Source organism: Gordonia otitidis NBRC 100426, from assembly GCF_000248075.1.
Classification (GTDB): domain Bacteria; phylum Actinomycetota; class Actinomycetes; order Mycobacteriales; family Mycobacteriaceae; genus Gordonia; species Gordonia otitidis.
In genome coordinates, this window is the sequence record NZ_BAFB01000184.1 from 1 (window position 1) to 20,552 (window position 20,552).

The following is a 20,552-nucleotide window of genomic DNA, read 5'->3' on the forward strand; positions in this document are numbered from 1 at the left end:
GCGTCCAGCACCACATCGAGGCGGGCGCGGGTCGCCGGATCAAGATCAGCAGTCAACCGCGACATCAGATCCGCACCCTGCCGGTTCACCCACAACCGGCGACGCCGTTGACGGTCTGTGTCGTCGGTGACCGTCCCATCCGGATCCAGATGCGCCATCAACCGGCTACCCAGATTGCTGATCTCTTTCGGCGTGAACTGCACACCATAACCAGCCATCTGCGCTTCCGCTGCCGCCCGCACGTCGGCCGGGATCTGATGCGGGATCTGATCGAGTACTTCGAGCACCGCCCGTACGCGAGCGGGTGCAATCAGCCCCTGCCCCCAGTGACGCGCCAACGTCGGACACTGCGGATCGCCTTTCTCACCCACGATGGACGTGAACGAGCCGGTTGCTGCGATGAGTCGATGTCGGGCCGCCGGGTCGCCGACACCCAGCCGGTGAGCGAGAAAGTCCCGCACATCGCGGTACCCGAGCGAGCGCGGCAGATTGCGATCCGACGCCTCCACCACCAGCCGATCAGTCACCGCCGCAGCGTCCGCCGCGCCAACCGCTCAGCCACCGCGGCCGCCTCCACCACACCCGCATCCGAAAGCTGCGACACATCACAGCCCGCCAACTCCTCAATCACCGACGCCAACCGCGACAACGCATCCGCCACCCGAGCATCCGCCGACCCCACCACCGCAGAACCCAAGCCGGCAGCATCCAACCCAGCAGCATCCAATAACGAAGGCGCACAATCACTCTTGGAATCATCCGGGTGGCCGTCCGGACCGTCATGACCAGCACTCACGCGTCCTCACCCCCAAGACCTTCCGCTGTCGCGTCGAATCGATCATTCGAATATGTGTTCTATACTACCCGGCCAATCGGACATTGTCGATGTACCGAGCGAACTTCTACGCATTTCTCCACAGGTTTGATGCGCCTGCAGCGCAGCCTGTTTCGAGCCATCCGTTCGCTGTCTTCGCCCCCGTGTCCACTGTCTTCATCCCGGGTGTCAGCGCTGTCGCGCCGTCGTGGCCCCGCACGTCGAGCAAGCACACGTGTTGATGGCGCGGACGCTCAGTCCCGCAGCAGATCGCGGGTGACCTGAAGCTGCCCGAGGTGCTGTGCGAGTTCGTGTACGACATGCAGCAGAACCCATTCCGGCGTGACGGTGTCGAGATCGACGTCGGCATTGGTGCCACGAGCAGCGCGAGCCGCGATGCCCTCGCGGAGCATGCGCGTCGCCCAGACATCGGCGTCACGGCGAACCTGAGCGATTCGTTCGACGAGATCGGCGCGCGTGCCGGTTGCCTCGAACTCACCCGCACGGTCCCGGGGAATGTCGAGACCGCAGCCGAATGTGCCCAGCCACCACCGGGTCATCTCGATGCAGTGGTGCACAAGCGCGTACGGGGTGTTGGAGCCCGGTGCTGCGAGCCGTCGGTTGAGGTCGTCGTCGGACAGGTCGTCGAGCGTCGCCACGAATCCGTCCCAGCATCGTTCGGCTGTGTCGAGTGCGGCGTTCGACCACGCCTGATCCGAGTGACGCGCAAGTCGAGCGACATAGCCTTCGAACTCGGCCACGGACTCGAACCCGTAGCGCTTCTTCACGTATGTCGCGACGGGCATGCCCCGATTGACACGCCGCATCAAAGACTGTCCCAGACTCACTTCTGCACCCTAACGCCCGTGACCGACCTGGAATCGCGATCTCGGCGCCGTAACGAACTCCGGTCCTCGCCAGTGAATCCTCGTCAAAATCGACACATGTCGACATAGTGGAGAGTGGAGTTCGCGACCGAGCGGCTCCCGACGAGGAAAGGGTTTTCCCATGGCACTCGATGATGACGACATCACCACCTCCAGCCCAGGGGGTGAAGGTCCCGCCGACGGCGGCTCGAATCCCGGTGGACACGACGGCGGCGCAGACGGCACCGCATCACCCGGCGAAGGTCCCGCCGACGGCGGCTCCAACCCCGGTGGACACGACGGCGGCGCAGACGGCACCGCATCACCCGGCGAAGGCCCCGCCGACGGCGGCTCCAACCCCGACGGGCACGACGGCGGCGCAGACGGCACCGCCTGAATGATGAGTTCGCTGAGTCGATGCATCGCTGTCGATGCCGAGGTGTTCGCGCGCGAGCACTGGGGTCGGCAGCCGCTGCTCAGCCGTTCGGACACGCTGCCCCGCGACTTCGACGATCTGCTCTCGCCGCACAGCGTCGATGAGTTGATTTCGGAGCGCGGGGTGCGTGCGCCGTTCATCCGGATGGCAAAGGAGGGCGGTCTGGTCGGCAAGGACTGCTATCTCGGGCCGGCGGGCTTCGGTGCCGAGATGCCTGATCAGGTCGACTCGGCCAAGGTCCTGGCCCAATTCGCCGCGGGCGCGACCATCGTGTTGCAGGGTCTGCATCGACTGTGGCCACCGATGATCGAGTTCGTACGCGGGATGGTCGACGACCTCGGGCACCCTGTTCAGGCAAATGCCTACATCACGCCTCCCGCCAACCGAGGGTTCGATCCGCACTACGACGTTCACGATGTGTTCGTGCTGCAGACCTCGGGACGGAAACACTGGCGGGTGCACGAACCCGTCCACCGCGATCCACTACCGACCCAGCCGTGGACCGACCACCGCGATGCGATCACAGCGCGCGGCGATGACCGCCCTGTGATCGACACAGTCCTGGAACCCGGCGACGCCCTCTACCTGCCGCGGGGCTGGGTCCATTCGGCGGAAGCGTTGGGCGACACGTCGATCCACCTCACCATCGGGGTATCGGCGGTGACCACCTACGATCTCGTCCGGGCTGTCATGGATCAGCTCGGAAACGTCGAGTCGATGCGTGCATCGCTTCCGATGGGCAACGATTTCACCGATCGTGACGAGACAGCAGCACAGGCCACCAAGGCCATCGCCGCTGCAATCGACGTATTGCAGAACGGCACAACCGACCTGGCCGAGGGAGTCGCTTCTCGCATGTCGGCCGTCCACGCCGAACGCACCCGACCAGACGCTGTGCGACCACTGGCGACGCTGCGCGCTGTCGACGCACTCGACGAGCACACAGTGGTCCGCCGACGCCACGGCATGGTGACCGAGATCCGCCGGTCGGCCGAACGCACCGAGATCCGTCTTGCGGACCGGTCGATCAGCTTTCCCGACCACTGCACGGCCGCGCTCGAGGCCGTCGTGTCCGGCGATGGAGTCGCCGCGGGCCGACTGCCGGAACTCGACACGGCCGACGGTCTGGTGCTGATCCGGCGACTTCTTCGCGAAGGCGTCGTCGTACCCGACGACCGACCGGTTCGCGACGAATGATCCGTCGGCCCCCGTGCAGCGTGCAGTCCGCCGAGCGCAGTGATCCGATCTACGGCACCGCATCGGCGGGCTCGGCATGGGTGTTTCTCGAACTCGGCGGCGCATGGGGACATTCGGCTTTCCTGCAGTCTCCCTCGATCCTCGATCCCGACCTCGGCCTGCGCATCGTGCGGCGCGTCGAGAAGGAGCGCATGCGGATCGTGGCAATCCGCCGCCCCGGCCGTCGACCACCGACACCCCGGTGGCGCTGGTTCATCGTCAACTCCGAACCCGGTGCGGAAGCAATCCAGACCGGTGAGGTCGACGGACCCGAGGACTACCTCGATCTCGCGCTCGATGGCTCGGATGGCGCGGCGTCGAACGATCCGCTCATTGCCGTATGCGCCCACGGCAAGCACGACCAGTGCTGCGCAGTCCGCGGCCGGGCCGCGACAGCGGCGATCGCGTCGGCGTACCCCGAATGGACGTGGGAGTGCTCGCACCTCGGCGGCGATCGCTTCGCCGCGACGGGTCTGCTGCTACCGCACGGACTCTGCTATGGCCGACTCGACACGGCCACCGATCCCGCGTCGATCGTCGAGCTGTATACCCAAGGGCGGCTGGATGACTCGCACTTGCGTGGACGCACGTCCCTACCTCACGCAGTCCAGGCAGCACAGCACTACGCCCGTGTGGAAAGCGGTGACGACCGCATCGACTCGTTCTCCCCCCTCTCCGTCGCACACGACGACGGTCAGATCCGTGTACGTCTCTCGGGTGCCGCCGGGCCGGTTGAGGTGGTCCTCGGCGAGCAGTTCTCCGAACCACTCTTCTCGATGTGTGAAGCGAACGTCGCTGGCCGCGTGCGGCAGTTCACGCTGAAATCGATCAACGCACCGCGTATCGCTGCGACCTGACCGTGACCGTGTCTCGGTCAGTGATCGGCCCTGCGTCGATGGCGCGTCACACCTGCTCCCGGTGACCTGACAGCGAGTCCACGAGGCACTCTCGTACTCATGGGAATCAGCAAGAACGACACCGTCGAGTGGAACACCTCTCAGGGGACCACAACCGGGCACGCCGAGGAGAAACGGACCACACCGTTCACCTTCGACGGTCAGAAGTTCAACGCAAGCGACGACGACCCGTACTGGATCGTGAAGTCGTCGAAGACAGGCGCGAAGGCCGCGCACAAAGAAGCATCCCTGACAAAGAAGCGCTGACTGGGAGCCACTCTGCGGGGGCTGACGTGCGCACTGGTGTCGTCACATGTTCTCGAACGCGCGGCCCAGTTCGGCCCCGACATCGATGATGCGTGCAGCTCTGACCTCCGGTTTGTCGATCTCCTCTGCGACGTGAGCGGCGACGAACCGCTTGATCTCACTGTCTACCTGTCCCACTGCGCGGATGAACTCGCCGCGGAGGTTGTGTGAGGCGACGCCGACGATGACGTCGCGCGGCCGAGGCGGTGTGACGTCGATACGCAACTCGAGGGGTTCGGCGGCGCGGACGGTCATCGGCAGCGTGATCAAGCCGTCGACGTCGTAGCGGACGCGGTCGACGCGCAGATCGACGACCAACCCGATGGTGAGCATGATCTCGACGGTGAAGGTGATCAACTCACCGACCTCGCGCCTGATTCTCGGTTCACCGATCTCGACGTGTGCGTGGACACGTGCGAGCCCGCCGGGGCCCGAAGGAATGGGCCCGACGTCGAACGCCTCACCGGTCAGAGACGAGAACGCGGATCCCACACGCTCTTCGGTCACCGCCACTTCGAAGAACCTGCGCCCGAACTCTTCGTAGGTCAGTTGCGCCATTCCAGTCATCGTGCCATTGCGACGGGAACCGTAACGCTGTTCGGGAGATATCAGCCCGGGCGTCGTCACGCTCGTGGTGTGCGCCGTACGCTGCCTACATGAGTTTCGCTGGCTTCCCCGAAGCCGCCCTCGACTTCTACGACGATCTCGAAGTCGACAACACCAAGGCGTTCTGGGAACAGCACAAGGATGTCTATCAGAGCGCGGTGGCCACGCCGATGCGCCTACTCACCGACGCCCTGGCCGACGAATTCGGCGAGGCCAAGATGTTCCGTCCCTACCGGGATGTGCGCTTCTCCAAGGACAAGTCGCCCTACAAGACCCATCAGGGCGCGTACGTTCCGGTGGCGCGGGCCACCGGCTACTACGTGCAGATCGGCGCACCGGGCGTCATGGTCGGTGCGGGGTTCTACGAGGCCTCGGCTGATCGACTCTCGGCACTACGTACTGCCATCGACGACAACCGTCGTGGCGGAGAACTCGAGCGCATCGTCGACGACCTCACAGCCGCGGGCTGGGAGGTCGGAGGCGAACGCCTCAAGACCGCGCCGCGCGGCTGGGACCCGGCGCATCCACGTATCGAACTCCTGCGGCACAAGACCTTCACGATGTCACGTCACTACGGATTCGACGAGGTGATCCACTCCCCCGAGCTGGTCGACCGTGTCCGTGCCGACTGGCGCGCGACGACGCCGCTCGTCGAGTGGATCACCCGACACGCTGCTGCATGAGTCGTGATCGAGCGACACGACCAAAGGGTGGCGAACACGCCGACGCCGCATGTCGCCGGGAAACACTGCCTCAATTCTTCACGACACCGTCGACGTACACCCATCTCCCATCGACTCGGGTGAAGGACGACAGCTCATGCATGTTCCCCCGCCCTGCAGGCGTCCGGTAGTGAGCAACGAACCCGACAGTTCCGCTGGAATCGAACGGTCCACCGCCGGTGACTGATTCGACGTCGAGCCGCACCCAGTCGAGATCGTCGTCGAGATCGAGTTCGTGGGGTCGGGTGTCGGGGTGCCAACTACGGAGGAGGTGCCGCTTGTCCCCGACGGCGAACGCCGTGAAGCGCGACCGCATCAGGCTTTCGGCAGTAGGGGCCGGACGGACATCGCGCAGAATCGGCCCGCAGCACTCCGCGAAGGTCAGGCCGGTGCCGCACGGGCAACGTGCCTCGTCGGCGATCGTGGTGCTCACCCCGGTCAGCATAGGCACCGTCACGATGTGCACCACGCATACGTCTCGAACCGGCCCACCGGAATCTGGGTCCCAGGCGACTTCCAGCCGGCGTACATGCCGATCCCAGCACGCACCGTTGTGATGGTGTCATGACAACCACCGCTTCCACGCACACCATCACCGATACCGTCCTCCTGATCATGGATGGCAGCGTCCGTGCACACTCGATCGCACGACAGATCCTCGCCGCACAGAAGAATCTCGTCGTCGTCGGCACACACTTCCACGACCTCGTGCCCTACCTGGATGCCACCGTGCGAGACAACGCGATGACCGTCGTCGCAGACCCCGCTGAACCCGCTCAGATCGACGCCGTGATCGAGCAGGCGTCCGAGTCACTCGGGCCGGTCATCTTGGTCGTCGATCCCGGCGGTCTGCTCGTCGACGTTCGTGCCGCCGACCGGCACGCGGCCTGACCACCGCGGCTGCTGAGCAACCTTCCGATGAGTAGCGACGGATGTGGTTACCCGACCCGGCCTGTGGCGGTAGCACCGCGTCAACATCGCGCTCGGCGGTGTCAATTTCGCGTATCGAACACTCGAGCACGCCGCGCAGGCGGATACAACGTCCCTCGTGGCATCGACTCAGACCGCCGAGACACGGCGTCGCACGGCACAATTCAGCGGGTCCCGTCCATGGCAGGACCAGCACGTCGATTCTGACCGGCACCCGCGCCGTCGGGACAAGCGAGAGCTGACCGCGACCACAGGACTCGCTGCGCTCTCCCTCGATGCGATGGCATCGGTGGCCTACGGGCCGGAAGCCATCGTTGTGGTCCTCGCCGCCGCCGGTGGCCACGCCCTCGGGCTGACGCTGCCCGTCAGCGCAGCCATCGTCGTACTGCTCGCCGTGCTCGTGCTTTCCTACAGGCAACTGATCGCGGCGTTTCCCAACGGCGGCGGCGCCTACGCTGTCGCACGGACCTACCTCGGACGTCGTACCTCGTTGGTCGCAGCGGCATCGCTCGTGATCGACTACGTGCTGAACGTCGCGGTCTCGGTGACCGCCGGAACCGCCGCGCTCAGCTCTGCGTTTCCGGCCGCTGGTTCGTACGCCGTCGGGATCGCACTGGGCATTCTCGCGATGATCACTCTGGTGAATCTTCGCGGCGTCGTCAGCAGCGCGAAAACCTTCATCATCCCGACCGGCGTCTTTGTGGCCAGCATCCTCTCGGTCATCGTCATGGGCCTCCTGCGCGGAGGGCACACAGCACCGCAGCCCGCTCCCGAGATAGTCGGGTCCGTCGGAATCCTGTTGCTGCTCAAAGCTTTCGCCAATGGTTGCGCGGCATTGACCGGCGTCGAGGCCATAGCCAACGCGACACCGCAGTTCCGTGAGAACCGGATCCGACGTGCGCAGCGGGCAGAAGTCGCACTCGGCGGACTCCTGGGCGTGATGATGCTCGGGATCGCGGCTCTCGTCGAGCGACTACATATTCATCCGCAACCGGGCGTCACCGTGCTGTCGCAGCTCACCGAAAGCGTATTCGGCCGTGGTGCACTCTATTACGTGGTGCAGATCGCCACCATCGTGCTGCTGGGTTTGGCGGCCAACACGTCGTTCGGCGGCCTGCCCCAGCTCATGAAGGTGGTGGCGGGCGACGACCACCTTCCCCAACCGACTCACCCGGCGCACACGCACCGGCGTCTACCGCGAGGATGTGCTGATACTCGCCGGGACCGCTGCCGTGCTCATCGTCGCCTCCGGCGGCGACGTCAACGCCTTGGTGCCCTTGTTCGCGATCTGCGTTTTCATCGGATTCACTCTGGCGCAGATCGGTCTCGTACGGCACTGGTCGACGGTGCGATCATCGAAGTGGCGTCTACGTGCGGCACTCAACGGCCTCGGCGCGCTGTTCAGTGGACTCGCCGCGGCGGTTCTCATCGTGATGAAGGCCGACGAGGGCTCACTGTGGGTCATTGTCGTTCTCGGCGTACTGGTGATCGCGATGGAGTGGCTAGCGCGTCACTACCGACGTGCACGAGACTCCGACGTACGTGCCGCCGCTGATACGTCATTCCCGACAGCACGCCCCCGCCACTCGTTCGCAGGCCAGGGAGTCGCGGTGGTTCCTGTCGCGTCAGCACTGTGCTGCGCGACCAACGACGCACTGCGCGCGGCTCGGGCGTTCGGCCGCGAGGTACGCGCAGTACACGTCGCGGTCGACGAGGATCCGGCCGTTTCGATGACCGGCTCCTGGTCGTCGGTTCCCGATGCTCCGCAATTCGTCTCCGAGTGGCGCCGCTTCCATCCCGTCGACCACCTGACCGAACTGCGAGCAGCCGACGAGGACGCGATCGTCGAGGTTCTCGTACAGCATGTCTCGTGTCTCGCCACAACCGATGACGTGCTGGTCGTCATCCCCGGCACCGGGTCGGCAACACGATCGCGGCTGCTGTCGTCCGGCCGTGCCGACGACCTCGAACGCGCACTGCTGCGCGAGACCGGGGTTCTGGTCGCGCGCAGCACCTCGACATCCCCGAATCCAGTACACCGGTCGCGCCGCGATCGAGCCGAAAGCCCGTCGTCGCCTTAGCTCGTCGACCGGCCGACTCGTCGGCCTAGCACTTGCTTGGTTCTATGATGCGAGCATGACGTCGACTGACACGCAGATCACCGAAGTAGGCCCCACCACCGCTCGACGTCGGACACCGATCCTCGTGACCGGCTCGTGCGGCCTTGTCGGTTCGGCGGTGGTGCACACACTTCTGACACGCGGTTACGCGGTGACCGCCACCGACCTCGACACTCCGGCCAACCGCACGACTGCCGCGCGACTCGAAGCTCTTGCGCGTGAACGCGCAGGATCTCTGGAGGTTCGGTGGGCCGACCTCACCGACCCGGACGACGTGGAAGCACTCCTCTCATCGGTTGCCCCACAGTCGATCATCCATCTCGCGGCGATGATCCCGCCGTTCTGCTACGCGCGCCGCGACGTCGCGCGCCGAATCAACGTCGACGCCGTCGAGCACCTGGTGACATCCGCGTCGGCGCTCGCTGCTCCGCCTCGTCTGGTACTGGCGTCCAGTATTGCGGTGTACGGACCGCGCAATCCCCACCGCGACGACGGGCCGTTGTCCACAGACACTGCAGTGCGGCCGAAAGACCTGTACGGCGGCCACAAAATGGCAGCCGAGACACTGGTGCGCGAATCCACTCTGGACTGGGTCGTCCTTCGTCTCGGCGGGGTGCTGAGCGCAGACCAGGCGACCGGCGTCGACCGGAATTTCGTCACATTCGAGGCGATCCTTCCGTCGGACGGCAAACTGCAGACCGTCGTCGTCGACGACGTGGCCACCGCATTCGCCAACGCGATCATCACTCCGTATTCGCGCTCGGTCTATCTCATCGGAGGTGACGAGAGCCATCGCCGACGCCAGGGCGACGTCGCTCAGAGTTCTGCCGCAGCGCTCGGACTGCGCGGCGGCTTTCCGCCCGGTCGTCCCGGCGATCCCGACGACGACGACGCCTGGTTCGCCACGGACTGGATGGATTCCACCGAAGCCCAACGTGTTCTGGCGTTCCAATCGGTCAGTTTTCCCGCGTTGCTCGAGCGGATGCGGGCCAAGATCGGGCCACTCCGGTTCCTCACTCCGCTGGCAGTTCCCGTCACGCGTGCCGTCCTGACTCTGACGTCGCCCTACCGTGGGCGCCCCGGCGACTACGCGCAGCCGTGGGACATGGCCGGCCGACTGTGGGGAGACACCTCGGTCGACATGGCCGCACCTGAAGCATCAGCCTTCTCGGAGGGGAATTCCGGCCACGACGAGCCTGTGGACTAATCTGACGCAATGCCATCGTCGTCCACCTTCCGTCGCATTCTCGCGGGAATGATGATCGCGCTGGCCGGTATCTGTTACTCGTCCTGGGTCCTGGAATTCTTCTGGGCCAGCCCTCTCGATCCGCTCAACAGTTTCCTCAGCGAACTCGACGCCGCGCACCGACCGCATCGCGACGTGTACGAGGTGGGCGACATCACGACCGCCGTTCTCGCGCTCGGGTCGGCGCTGGTGCTCTTCGTTCCACGGGCGCTGGTGAACGGACGCTACGCGCGAACAGCTGTCATCGCCTTCGCGGTGTTCGGGGCAGCAACCCTCGCGGATGCGCTGGCGCCGATCGACTGCATACCGGGTGTCGACCCCGACTGCCCGTACGAGCCGAGTGGTCTGCTCCCGCAGCTTCACCACATTCACGCACTGACCAGCACCGTCGCGGTGTTCGCCATCTTCATCACCATGATCGCGGGAGTCGTTGCGGCGTTCCGTCAGCGCCCGCGGATCTGGCCGGTACTGCGTACCGCAGGACTCGCCGTGCTCGTCGTCGTGGCTGTCACCACCGCCTGGATGCTGATCGCCGACAACCTCCGTGGCGACTACTACCTCGGACTCGCGCAACGCATACAGGTCGGCGGCATGTCGGTATGGCTTGTCCTGTGGGGCGGCGCGGTGTGTGCACAACGGCAGCGGTCGTCGACGCACACCGGGGCCAGCCAGACGACTCAGGTCAGTTCGACCTCGTAGACGACGAAGTCGTTCGCCGCGATCTTGTCGTACAGCGCACGCGCCGTGGCATTGTCGCGGGCTGTCTGCCAGTAGACCTTGGGAAGTTTGTGCTGGCGCGTCCAGTCGAGCACGTGATCGATGAGAGACTGCCCGGTGCCGCTGCGTCGGACGTCAGGAGCCACGAACAGGTCCTCGAGGTAGGTGTAGGGCTCGTCGCTCCACGTGGACGGGTGGGTCAACCAGTGCACGATGCCGATCGCCCTTCCAGACTGATCGCGCGCGATGGCCCCGTACATCGGGTACTCGGGGTCGAGAATGCGGGAAAAGGTCAGATCACTCTGCTGCTCGGTGAGTTCATGCTCGTAGAACGTGAGGTAACCGGCCCACAGCGGGTCCCAGTCCTGCCGATCGGCCTGCGTCAGGGGCGCAATGGTCGTGCTCATTGGTGTCTCGCTCTCGATCGGTCGACGCTGGTCGACACTGCCCGTCCAGACCGGATGGTCCGGTGTCACTCCGTGGGACGCAGCACAACTCCCTGCTTCAAGGCAGAGCCCGAAACCGGTTGCGCGAACGTGTCTCCCACGTGGACAACGTAGCCTGTCTGGCCGGAGTCGACGTCGTCCGCGGTGAACTTCAGCGCGCACTGGTTGTCGGAGGTCCGCATATGCGCGAGCGGTGCCGCTGCGAGCCGCTCCCCTGTCTCGCCGTAGATCGTGACAATCGTCGCGTCGGAGATGGTGCCGCCGTTGGCGGTCGTCGTCCACGACCCGCAGTCGACGGGCACAGCACCGGTCGCCGTGAACCGTTGCGTCTGGCCCACTCCGACGGTGATCGCCAGCGCAGCGAGACCAGCGAAGACCACCATCGCGATCGACGTCCCCACGATCACCAGCGTTCTCGTCTGGTGCTGCCACCGACGTTTCGGAAGCGCAGCGCCCGAATCGAGCCAGAATTCCGTCGCGCCCTGCTGGGCACCGACGGGCTGCTGGGGCGCCTGATACCCGGATACCTGCTGCTGGGGTGTGTGCTGCTGGGGTGGTGTGTGCTGCGTCGACCAGTCTTGTTGCGGATGCACGACGCGTCACTCCTTCGGTGGGAAGTACTTGATCAGGGCTTCCTGGACGACGGACGTCGCAAGGGTGCCGTCACGCTTCCAGAATCGTCCGGATCCCATCCCACGCGAACCGGTCGCAACGGGCGACCGAGTGGCGTAGAGCATCCATTCGTCGAAGCGGAACTCACGATGAAACCACATCGAGTGGTTGACGGTTGCGGCGAACAACCGATCGATTCCCCAGGACAGACCGTGCGTCGTGATGATCGAATCGAGCACCGTCGTGTCGGAGGCGTAGCACATGGCTGCGACGTGGAGCAGTGGGTCGTCGGGCATGACACCATCCGTCTTCATCCAGACCCTGTTGTCGCGCAATGTTTCTCCGGCCTCACGCATCTTCCACGACGGGTCATTGGCGAAGCGGATGTCGATGGGATGCAGCGCGTTCACGAAGGTGGCGATACGGTCCTCGAAGCCCTTGAAGTGCTCGCCGAGCGGTGGCAATTCCTCCGGGTAGGGAACCTGCGGGATCTCCACCGCATGCTCGAGCCCGGCGGCGTTGTCCTGGAAGGCGACCAGCATGGTGAAGATGACGTCGTCGTCCTGAATCGCGGTGACCTGACGGTTGGCGAAGGACTTGCCATCCCGGAAGCGGTCGACGTGGTACTCGATGGGCTTGGCGACGTCGCCGCCGCGCACGAAGTGCGCGTGCAGCGCGTGGACCGGCGGATTGCCGCGGGTCAGCGTGCGTCCCGCCGCGACGACCCCCTGCCCGAGCATCTGGCCGCCGAAGGTGCGGGCGGTCTTCTGCTCGGGGTGTTGGCCGATGAACAGGTCGTCCTCACGCTGTTCGACGTCGAGCAGCGTGAGGAGCTTACCGAGATCCTCGGATACGTCGGTTGTCATGCGCATCACCCTATGCCGTCGACCGCGGGCGCGGTGCGGCTGGTCGTCACGGCAGAGTGCTGCGCGACGACGTCAGTGATCCTGCTCGCCGATCCTGTGCACGTGGATGAGATTGGTCGAACCGACCGTGCCGGGAGGTGCACCCGCGACGATGACGACGACGTCGCCGTCGCGCAGCCTGCCGATCCGCAGGAGCTGCTGGTCGACCTGATCGATCATGTTGTCGGTGGTGTCGACGCGGTCGACGATGAACGTCTCCGTACCCCAACTCAGGGCCAATTGGCTCCGCACCGCCTGCGTCGGCGTGAACGCCAACAGGGGAAGGCGGGAGTGAAGGCGGGCGAGGCGTCGAACCGTGTCGCCGGACTGGGTGAACGCGACAAGCGCCTTGACCTCGAGTCGTTCGCCGATGTCACGTGCGGCATACGAGATGATGCCGCGCTTGGTGCGCGGTACGTGTGAGAGCGGCGGCACGTCGCGCGAGCTCCCCTCGACCGCTTTGCAGATTCGGTTCATGGTGCGCACGACTTCGATAGGCCACTTGCCCACCGATGTCTCGCCCGACAGCATCACGGCGTCGGCACCGTCGAGGACGGCATTGGCGACATCGGATGCCTCTGCGCGCGTGGGCCGGGAGTTCTCGATCATGGAATCGAGCATCTGCGTCGCGACGATCACCGGCTTGGCGTTCTCGCGGGCCATCTGGATGGCCCGCTTCTGCACCAGCGGCACTTCTTCGAGGGGAAGTTCGACGCCGAGGTCGCCGCGGGCGACCATGATCGCGTCGAAAGCGAGCACGATGGCCTCGAGGTTGTCGATCGCCTCCGGCTTCTCGAGCTTGGCGATCACAGGAACCCGACGACCAACGCGATCCATCACCTCGTGCACGAGCTCGATGTCGGCGGGGCTGCGCACGAACGAGAGGGCGACCATGTCCACGCCGAGGCCGAGTGCGAACTCCAGATCGGCGATGTCCTTCTCGCTCATCGCGGGCACCGAGACGTTCATACCCGGCAGTGAGAGTCCCTTGTTGTTGGAGACCGGCCCACCCTCGGTGACGGTACACACGACGTCGTTGCCCTCGACGTCGGTCACCACGAGGCCGACCTTGCCGTCGTCGACCAACAGCCGGTCGCCGGGGACGGCATCGTCGGCGAGACGCTTGTAGGTCGTCGACACGCGGTCGTGGGTGCCGACGATGTCATCGGTGGTGATGCGGATGGTGTCGCCGGTGTTCCACATGACCTCGCCGTTGAGGGCGCCGTCGTCCTCGAACTTGCCCAGCCGGATCTTCGGACCCTGCAGGTCGGCGAGGATTCCGACGGCCTTCTCGGCGTTGTCGCTTGCCTTGCGGACCCGTTCGTAGACGACCTTGTGATCGTCATGGCTGCCGTGGCTGAAGTTCAGCCTCGCGACATCCATTCCGGCATCGACAAGCTCTTTGAGCCTCTCCTCGCTGTTGGTAGCTGGACCCAGGGTGCAGACGATCTTGGTTCGGCGTTCCACTGTGCTCACCTTAGTCCGCTCGTTTCGGCATAGCCATCGTTACACCTCAGTTGTCATCGGACGTCAACGTGGCGTTGCTGCTCGCAGCGCGAACCCTCGTCAGCGAACCGAGAGCGGCAGTTGTGCCGGTTTCACCGGAGACGGCAAATCAGAGGCACCCATGAGGAATTCGTCGACGGCGCGTGCAGTGGAACGGCCTTCGGCTATCGCCCACACGACCAACGAGGCGCCGCGGTGGGCGTCACCGCACACGAACACGCCCGGCGCGTCGGTCTGCCAGTCACTTCCACACGAGATGTTGCCGCGACGATTGGGCTCGATACCCATGTCGGTGAGGAGCGCACTGCGGCGCACGCCTTCGAAGCCGATGGCGAAAAGCGCTAGTTCGCAGGGAATCTCGAACTCATCACTCACCGGTGTGATCACCCGGCGACCATCGGGTTCACGTACGACCTTCACCTCGGCGAGCACCATCGCCGTCACGTTGCCCTCGGCATCGCCGACGAACCGTTGCACCGCCACTTGGTATTTGCGCTCACCGCCCTCTGCGTGCGCACTCGACGTGCGCATGACGAGTGGCCAGGTGGGCCACGGCGAACGGGCGTCGTCACGGTCGCTGGGCAACTCCGCGTTGTAGTCGAGTTGCACCACCGACGCCGCACCCTGCCGGTGCGCGGTGCCGAGGCAGTCGGCGCCGGTGTCGCCGCCTCCGATGATCACGACGTGCTTGCCCGAAGCGGTGATGGGTGACGGCCCGTCGCCCTCGCATTCCTTGTTGGCGGGCACGAGGTGCTCCATCGCGAGGTGGACGCCGTTGAGATCGCGACCGGGAACCGGATTGTCGCGTGCCGTCATCGCACCGATCGCGAGCACGACAGCGTCGTGCCTGCTGCGCAGTTCGTCGACGGTGAGGTCGTTCCCGACGTCACAGTTGACGACGAATTGCGTGCCCTCCGCACGCATTTGAGCGATGCGGCGTTCTATGTCGGACTTCTGCAGCTTGTACTCGGGGATGCCGTACCGCAGCAGACCGCCGACACGGTCGTCCTTCTCGTAGACCGTCACGTCATGACCCGCGCGGGTCAACTGCTGCGCGGCGGCAAGGCCCGCGGGACCGGAACCGACAACGGCGACCGACTTGCCCGATCTCGCGTCCGGCGCCTCGGGCCCGATGATCCCCTCAGCCCACGACTCGTACGCGATCGTCTTCTCGATGCGCTTGATCGTGACACTGCCGCCGGTCGTCGGCTCGGAGATCGACAGGACGCAGGCCGCTTCACACGGCGCGGGACAGACCATCCCGGTGAACTCGGGGAAGTTGTTGGTCGCGTGCAGGCGAGCACTCGCAGCGTCCCACCTGCCACGGCGCACCAGGTCATTCCACTCCGGAATCAGGTTGCCCAATGGGCAACCGGCAGTTCCGGAGTGGCAGAACGGAATTCCGCAATCCATGCACCGACGGGCCTGCTCGGACACCTCGTTGAGCGACGAGATCGGATCGAATCCGTGTGCGTAGACGTCGTCCCAGTCGCGTACGCGCTCGGCGACCGGACGGTACTTCGCTTCCTTCTTCCCGACTTCCAGGAATCCGCGTGGGTCAGCCACGTGCCGCCTCCATGATCGCTGAATCGACGTCGCGTCCTTCTGCCTCGGCCATGCGGGCAGCGTCGAGGACGCGCTTGTAATCGGTGGGCATGACCTTGGTGAATGCCAGGCATCTCCGCGGCCAGTCCGCGAGCATCGACGCACCGATGGCCGAGCCCGTGAGTTGGGTGTGCTTGGTGATGTGGTCGTGCAGCCAGCGCAGATCGTCGGGATCGGGCCGGAGCAACTCCACCATGGCTCCGTTGACCTTGGTCTCGTCGAGGTCGTAGACATAGGCGATGCCACCGGACATGCCGGCGGCCATGTTGCGGCCGGTGGGTCCGAGGATCACGACGCGGCCGCCCGTCATGTACTCGCACGCATGGTCGCCGACACCTTCGACGACGGCGGTCGCACCGGAGTTCCTGACCGAGAACCGCTCGCCGACCTTGCCTCGCAGATAGACCTCGCCCGACGTCGCACCGTAGAGAATCGTGTTGCCCGCGATCACCTGGTCCTCGGCGATGAACCAGGCATCGGGATGCGGGGTGACCACGATCTTGCCGCCACACAGCCCCTTACCGACGTAGTCGTTGGTATCGCCGGTGAGCTTGATGGTGATACCTGGCGGCAGGAACGCTCCGAGTGACTGCCCTGCCGACCCCGCCAGTTCGACCGTGATGGTGTCCTCCGCCAGTCCCTCTGCGCCGTAGCGTCGGGTCACCTCGGAGCCGAGCAGGGTGCCGACGGTGCGGTTGACGTTGCGCACCGGCAGTTCCAGCGTCACCGGATGCGCGTCCTCGAGCGCGCCCTCGGCGAGTTGGATCAGCGTCTGGTCCAAGGCCTTGTCGAGCCCGTGGTCCTGCCCGCGGACCCGCCGCGTCGGACCCTTGTCCTCGATGCGCCGGAAGATCGGGCTCAGGTCGAGTCCCTTGCTCTTCCAGTGGGCGACCGCGGTGTCGGTGTGCAACCGCTGCGACTGCCCTATCGCATCGTCGAGTGTGCGATATCCCAACTGTGCCAGATACTTTCGGACGTCTTCGGCGACGAACCGGAAGAAGTTGACGATGTGTTCTGCCTGCCCGGTGAACCGTGACCGCAGCACCGGATTCTGCGTCGCCACACCCACCGGGCAGGTGTCGAGGTGGCAGACCCGCATCATGATGCACCCGGACACGATCAGCGGTGCCGTGGAGAAACCGTATTCCTCCGCGCCGAGCAGGGCCGCCATGATGACATCGCGACCCGTACGGAGTGCACCGTCGCACTGGACGGTGATCCGGTCGCGCAGGCCGTTGAGCATGAGGGTCTGCTGGGCGTCGGCGAGTCCGATCTCCCACGGCGTGCCCGCGTGCTTGAGCGACGTGAGCGGGGAGGCTCCGGTTCCGCCGTCGTATCCGGAGATGAGGACGACGTCGGCGTGCGCCTTGGAGACACCGGTGGCGACGGTCCCGACGCCGACGGCGCTGACGAGCTTGACGTGGACACGCGCGTCGGAGTTGGCGTTCTTCAGGTCGTGGATCAACTGGGCGAGATCCTCGATCGAATAGATGTCGTGGTGCGGAGGCGGCGAGATCAGCGCGACACCGGGCGTCGAGTGCCTGGTCTTGGCGATCCACGGGTACACCTTGTACGCGGGAAGCTGTCCGCCCTCACCGGGCTTGGCACCCTGGGCCATCTTGATCTGGATGTCGGTGGCGTTGATCAGGTAATCGCTCGTGACGCCGAACCGGCCAGACGCGACCTGCTTGACGGCGCTGCGTCGCTCCGGATCGTAGAGGCGGTCGGTGTCCTCGCCTCCCTCACCGGAGTTGGAGCGCCCGCCGATGCGGTTCATCGCGATCGCGATCGTCTCGTGGGCTTCTGCGGAGATCGAGCCGTAGCTCATGGCACCGGTGTTGAAGCGGGTCATGATCGACTCCACCGACTCGACCTCGTCAAGCGGCACGGGATCGCGACCGGAGAAGTCGAGTTCGAACAGTCCGCGCAGCGTACCGCCCTTACGCGACTGCTCGTCGACCTTCTCCGAGTACGCGGCGAAGACCTCGTCGCGGCCCGTCTTGGTGGCGTGTTGCAACAGGAACACCGTCTCCGGGGTGAACATGTGCAGTTCGCCCTCACGGCGATACTGGTACTCGCCGCCCACCTCGAGACGTCGATACACCTGCTCGGTCGGATTGTGCGGGAAGGCGCGATGATGCCGGAGGCGCACCTCCTCGGCGAGTTCGTCGAGGCCGACGCCCTCGATCCGCGACACCGTCCGCGTGAAGTACTCCTTCACCACGGCCGACGACAGCCCGACCGCTTCGAAGGCCTGCGACGCGGTATACGAACTGATCGTCGAGATGCCCATCTTGCTCATCACCTTGAGCACGCCCTTGCCGAGCGCCTCGATGTAGTTGCGCTTGGCCTTCGACGGTGTGACACCCGTCAGCTCACCCTCGGCGATCAGATCCTCGATCGACTCGAGTGCGAGATACGGATTGACCGCCGCCGCACCGAAACCGATGAGCAGCGCTATGTGGTGCACTTCGCGTGCATCGCCGGACTCGACGATCAACGCGATCTTCGTGCGTTCCTTTGTGCGGACGAGATGGTGATGCACCGCGGACGCCGCCAACAGCGACGGGATGGGAGCGTGCTCGCGGTCGGAGTGTCGATCGGACACGACAAGTGTGCTGTGTCCCTCGGCGATCGCCTGGCTGGCGCGGCGTCGAAGATCTTCGAGTGCCTCTGCCAGGCCCTCACCCCCACGCGCGACCTCATAGAGACCATGCAGAACCTTCGCCGACAGTCCGGGATTGTCGCCGTCGTCGTTGATGTGGACGAGCTTGGCGAGGTCGTCGTTGTCGATGACGGGCCAGTGCAGCAGGATCTGCCTGCACGACGCCGCCGTCGGGGCGAGGAGATTCTGCTCGGGGCCCATCACACGCGCCATCGAGGTGACGATCTCCTCGCGGATGGCGTCGAGCGGCGGGTTGGTCACCTGCGCGAACAGTTCGACGAAGTAGTCGTAGAGCAACCGAGACCGCTGCGACATGACGGCGACCGGAGTGTCGGTACCCATCGAGCCGAGTGGCTCATAGCCGGAGGCAGCCATCGGGGTCAGCAGTACACGCAGGTCCTCTTCGGTGTAGCCGAAGGACACCTGCCTGCGGACGACTGTGTCGTGGTTCGGCTTGTACACCGGTCGCGGCGGAAGCGTAGCGATGTCGAGGAGTCCCGCGTGCAGCCACTCGTCGTAGGGCTCCGACCGCATGAGGTCGCCCTTGATCTCCTCGTCCGGGATGATCCGGCCCTGCGCGGTGTCGACGAGGAACATCCGTCCCGGCTCGAGTCTGCCCTTGGAGACCACGTCGTCGACCGGGACGTCGAGCACACCGGCCTCCGAGGCGAGGATCACTCGACCGTCGCGCGTCTGCCACCAGCGTCCCGGGCGTAGTCCGTTGCGGTCGAGAACAGCGCCGACGACGGTTCCGTCGGTGAACGTCACACAGGCCGGGCCGTCCCATGCCTCCATCAGCGAGCCGTTGAACTGTAAGAACGCGCGGCGTTTGGGATCCATAGACGGCACGTTCTCCCATGCCTCGGGAACCATCAGCATCACCGCGTGCGGCACACTGCGCCCACCGAGATGCAGGAGTTCGAGCACCTCGTCGAGGGAGGCCGAGTCGGAGGCCTCGGGAGTACAGATCGGGAAGGCCCGCTTGAGGTCCCCGGGGATCAGATCGGTCTCGAGGAGCGCCTCACGCGCACGCATACGATTGCGGTTTCCGCGCACGGTGTTGATCTCGCCGTTGTGCGCGACGAACCGGAACGGATGCGCGAGCGGCCAGGACGGGAAAGTATTCGTCGAGAAGCGCGAGTGGACGATCGCGATCGCGCTCAGGCATCTGTCGTCACGCAGATCCGGATAGTAGAGCGGCAACTGCATCGTCGTGAGCATGCCCTTGTAGACCATGGTCCGACTCGACAGCGAGGCGAAATACAACCCCGTACCGCTCTCGTCGACCTCGGGAGTGATGCGTTCGGCCTGCTTGCGGAACGGATAGATGTAGCGGTCGAGGTCGATGCCGCCGAGCCGAGCCGCGCCGTCGGACGGATCGACGGTGACGAACAGTTGAGCCATGAAGGGCATGCATCCCACCGCGGTCTCGCCGATGTCGGCACCCTCGACGTCGACCGGCAGATCCCGCCACCCGAGGATCGTGATGCCCTCGGCGTCCGCGAGGGTCGCGATCCGATCCATCGCCTCGCGTCGAGCCGCCTGATCCATCGGCATGAAGCACGTGCCGGCCGCGTAGGTGTTCGCCCCGGAGTCCGACGGTGCGGGTAGCGCGAAATCGACTGTTTCACGCAGTAGCTCGTCCGGCAGCTGGATCAGGATTCCGGCGCCGTCGCCGCTGTTCTGTTCGGCGCCCGCCGCGCCGCGGTGTTCGAGATTTTCGAGCGCCAACAGACCGTCGGCGACGATCGCATGCGACCGGCGGCCGTAGATATCGGAGACCATCGCGACGCCGCACGAGTCCACTTCGGTCTCGGGGTCATACAGGCCTTGCTTGGCCGGAAGTGCAGAAAACAACATCACGAGCCTCCACTCGATTCGCGCGAATCAAATGCTGAAGTCCTCAGGGACAACACTG

Annotated in this window: 19 protein-coding genes and 1 pseudogene; 10 read left to right on the forward strand and 10 right to left on the reverse strand. The window is 65.3% G+C overall.

The features are described from left to right. Both GOOTI_RS17850 and GOOTI_RS17855 read right to left on the reverse strand, forming a co-directional pair. Positions 1-685: pseudogene (locus GOOTI_RS17850) on the reverse strand (DUF222 domain-containing protein); the annotation flags it as partial. 383 nt (positions 686-1,068) lie between these two features. Next, positions 1,069-1,620: a mycothiol transferase gene (locus GOOTI_RS17855; protein WP_138985308.1), complete on the reverse strand. Its 552-nt coding sequence runs from the start codon at positions 1,618-1,620 to the stop codon at positions 1,069-1,071. Between the two features lie 202 nt (positions 1,621-1,822). Between GOOTI_RS17855 and GOOTI_RS17860 the strand changes: the two genes are divergently transcribed. The 4 genes from GOOTI_RS17860 (at position 1,823) to GOOTI_RS17875 (ending at position 4,515) form a co-directional block, all read left to right on the forward strand. After that, positions 1,823-2,077: a hypothetical protein gene (locus tag GOOTI_RS17860; protein WP_005208825.1), complete on the forward strand. Its 255-nt coding sequence runs from the start codon at positions 1,823-1,825 to the stop codon at positions 2,075-2,077. Beyond that, on the forward strand, positions 2,078-3,313 hold the full coding sequence (locus GOOTI_RS17865; protein WP_007240020.1) for a cupin domain-containing protein: 1,236 nt from the start codon (positions 2,078-2,080) through the stop codon (positions 3,311-3,313). Continuing rightward, entirely contained in the window at positions 3,310-4,209 is a 900-nt protein-coding gene (locus GOOTI_RS17870) for a ferredoxin family protein (RefSeq protein ID WP_007240021.1), read from the forward strand. Before GOOTI_RS17865 ends, GOOTI_RS17870 begins: the two co-directional genes overlap by 4 nt. Before the next feature lie 99 nt (positions 4,210-4,308). Then, positions 4,309-4,515: a hypervirulence associated TUDOR domain-containing protein gene (locus tag GOOTI_RS17875; RefSeq protein WP_007240022.1), complete on the forward strand. Its 207-nt coding sequence runs from the start codon at positions 4,309-4,311 to the stop codon at positions 4,513-4,515. A 42-nt stretch (positions 4,516-4,557) separates the two neighbouring features. Here the strand turns inward: GOOTI_RS17875 and GOOTI_RS17880 are convergent, their stop codons facing one another. Next, entirely contained in the window at positions 4,558-5,112 is a 555-nt protein-coding gene (locus tag GOOTI_RS17880; RefSeq protein WP_007240023.1) for a hypothetical protein, read from the reverse strand. 98 nt (positions 5,113-5,210) lie between these two features. Here GOOTI_RS17880 and GOOTI_RS17885 point away from each other — a divergent pair, with 98 nt between their 5' ends. After that, a complete protein-coding gene (locus tag GOOTI_RS17885) occupies positions 5,211-5,843 on the forward strand; it encodes a DUF2461 domain-containing protein (protein WP_007240024.1) in 633 nt (210 codons plus the stop codon). 70 nt (positions 5,844-5,913) lie between these two features. On the opposite strand, the gene GOOTI_RS17890 is transcribed toward GOOTI_RS17885, so the two are convergent. Continuing rightward, positions 5,914-6,327 (reverse strand): YchJ family protein, encoded by a 414-nt coding sequence (locus GOOTI_RS17890; RefSeq protein ID WP_039994305.1) that lies wholly within the window; start codon positions 6,325-6,327, stop codon positions 5,914-5,916. A gap of 119 nt (positions 6,328-6,446) precedes the next feature. Here GOOTI_RS17890 and GOOTI_RS17895 point away from each other — a divergent pair, with 119 nt between their 5' ends. The 5 genes from GOOTI_RS17895 to GOOTI_RS17910 all read left to right on the forward strand — a co-directional run bounded on the left by GOOTI_RS17895 (position 6,447) and on the right by GOOTI_RS17910 (position 10,877). Next, on the forward strand, positions 6,447-6,773 hold the full coding sequence (locus GOOTI_RS17895) for a hypothetical protein (RefSeq protein WP_007240026.1): 327 nt from the start codon (positions 6,447-6,449) through the stop codon (positions 6,771-6,773). A 157-nt stretch (positions 6,774-6,930) separates the two neighbouring features. After that, positions 6,931-8,367: an APC family permease gene (locus GOOTI_RS17900; protein WP_233425530.1), complete on the forward strand. Its 1,437-nt coding sequence runs from the start codon at positions 6,931-6,933 to the stop codon at positions 8,365-8,367. A gap of 55 nt (positions 8,368-8,422) precedes the next feature. Further along, a complete protein-coding gene (locus tag GOOTI_RS27165) occupies positions 8,423-8,893 on the forward strand; it encodes a hypothetical protein (RefSeq protein ID WP_233425531.1) in 471 nt (156 codons plus the stop codon). Positions 8,894-8,948: 55 nt separating this feature from the next. Continuing rightward, on the forward strand, positions 8,949-10,139 hold the full coding sequence (locus GOOTI_RS17905) for an NAD-dependent epimerase/dehydratase family protein (RefSeq protein WP_007240029.1): 1,191 nt from the start codon (positions 8,949-8,951) through the stop codon (positions 10,137-10,139). A 9-nt stretch (positions 10,140-10,148) separates the two neighbouring features. Continuing rightward, complete coding sequence (locus GOOTI_RS17910) at positions 10,149-10,877, forward strand: DUF998 domain-containing protein (RefSeq protein ID WP_007240030.1); 729 nt, start codon at positions 10,149-10,151, stop codon at positions 10,875-10,877. Here GOOTI_RS17910 and GOOTI_RS17915 read toward each other — a convergent pair. The 6 genes from GOOTI_RS17915 to gltB form a co-directional block, all read right to left on the reverse strand. Then, positions 10,856-11,302 (reverse strand): GNAT family N-acetyltransferase, encoded by a 447-nt coding sequence (locus tag GOOTI_RS17915; protein WP_007240031.1) that lies wholly within the window; start codon positions 11,300-11,302, stop codon positions 10,856-10,858. The genes GOOTI_RS17910 and GOOTI_RS17915 overlap by 22 nt on opposite strands. A 65-nt stretch (positions 11,303-11,367) precedes the next feature. Next, entirely contained in the window at positions 11,368-11,934 is a 567-nt protein-coding gene (locus tag GOOTI_RS17920) for a hypothetical protein (RefSeq protein ID WP_007240032.1), read from the reverse strand. Between the two features lie 6 nt (positions 11,935-11,940). Continuing rightward, on the reverse strand, positions 11,941-12,819 hold the full coding sequence (locus GOOTI_RS17925; protein WP_007240033.1) for an acyl-CoA thioesterase: 879 nt from the start codon (positions 12,817-12,819) through the stop codon (positions 11,941-11,943). A 72-nt stretch (positions 12,820-12,891) separates the two neighbouring features. Further along, positions 12,892-14,325, reverse strand: a complete 1,434-nt coding sequence (gene pyk, locus GOOTI_RS17930; RefSeq protein ID WP_007240034.1) for a pyruvate kinase — start codon at positions 14,323-14,325, stop codon at positions 12,892-12,894. Positions 14,326-14,424: 99 nt separating this feature from the next. After that, a complete protein-coding gene (locus tag GOOTI_RS17935; protein WP_007240035.1) occupies positions 14,425-15,930 on the reverse strand; it encodes a glutamate synthase subunit beta in 1,506 nt (501 codons plus the stop codon). Further along, positions 15,923-20,494 carry a glutamate synthase large subunit gene (gene gltB, locus GOOTI_RS17940; protein ID WP_007240036.1) on the reverse strand — a complete coding sequence of 1,524 codons (4,572 nt, stop codon included), beginning with the start codon at positions 20,492-20,494 and terminating at the stop codon, positions 15,923-15,925. The genes GOOTI_RS17935 and gltB overlap by 8 nt, the downstream gene beginning before the upstream one ends. Positions 20,495-20,552 lie beyond the last annotated feature (58 nt).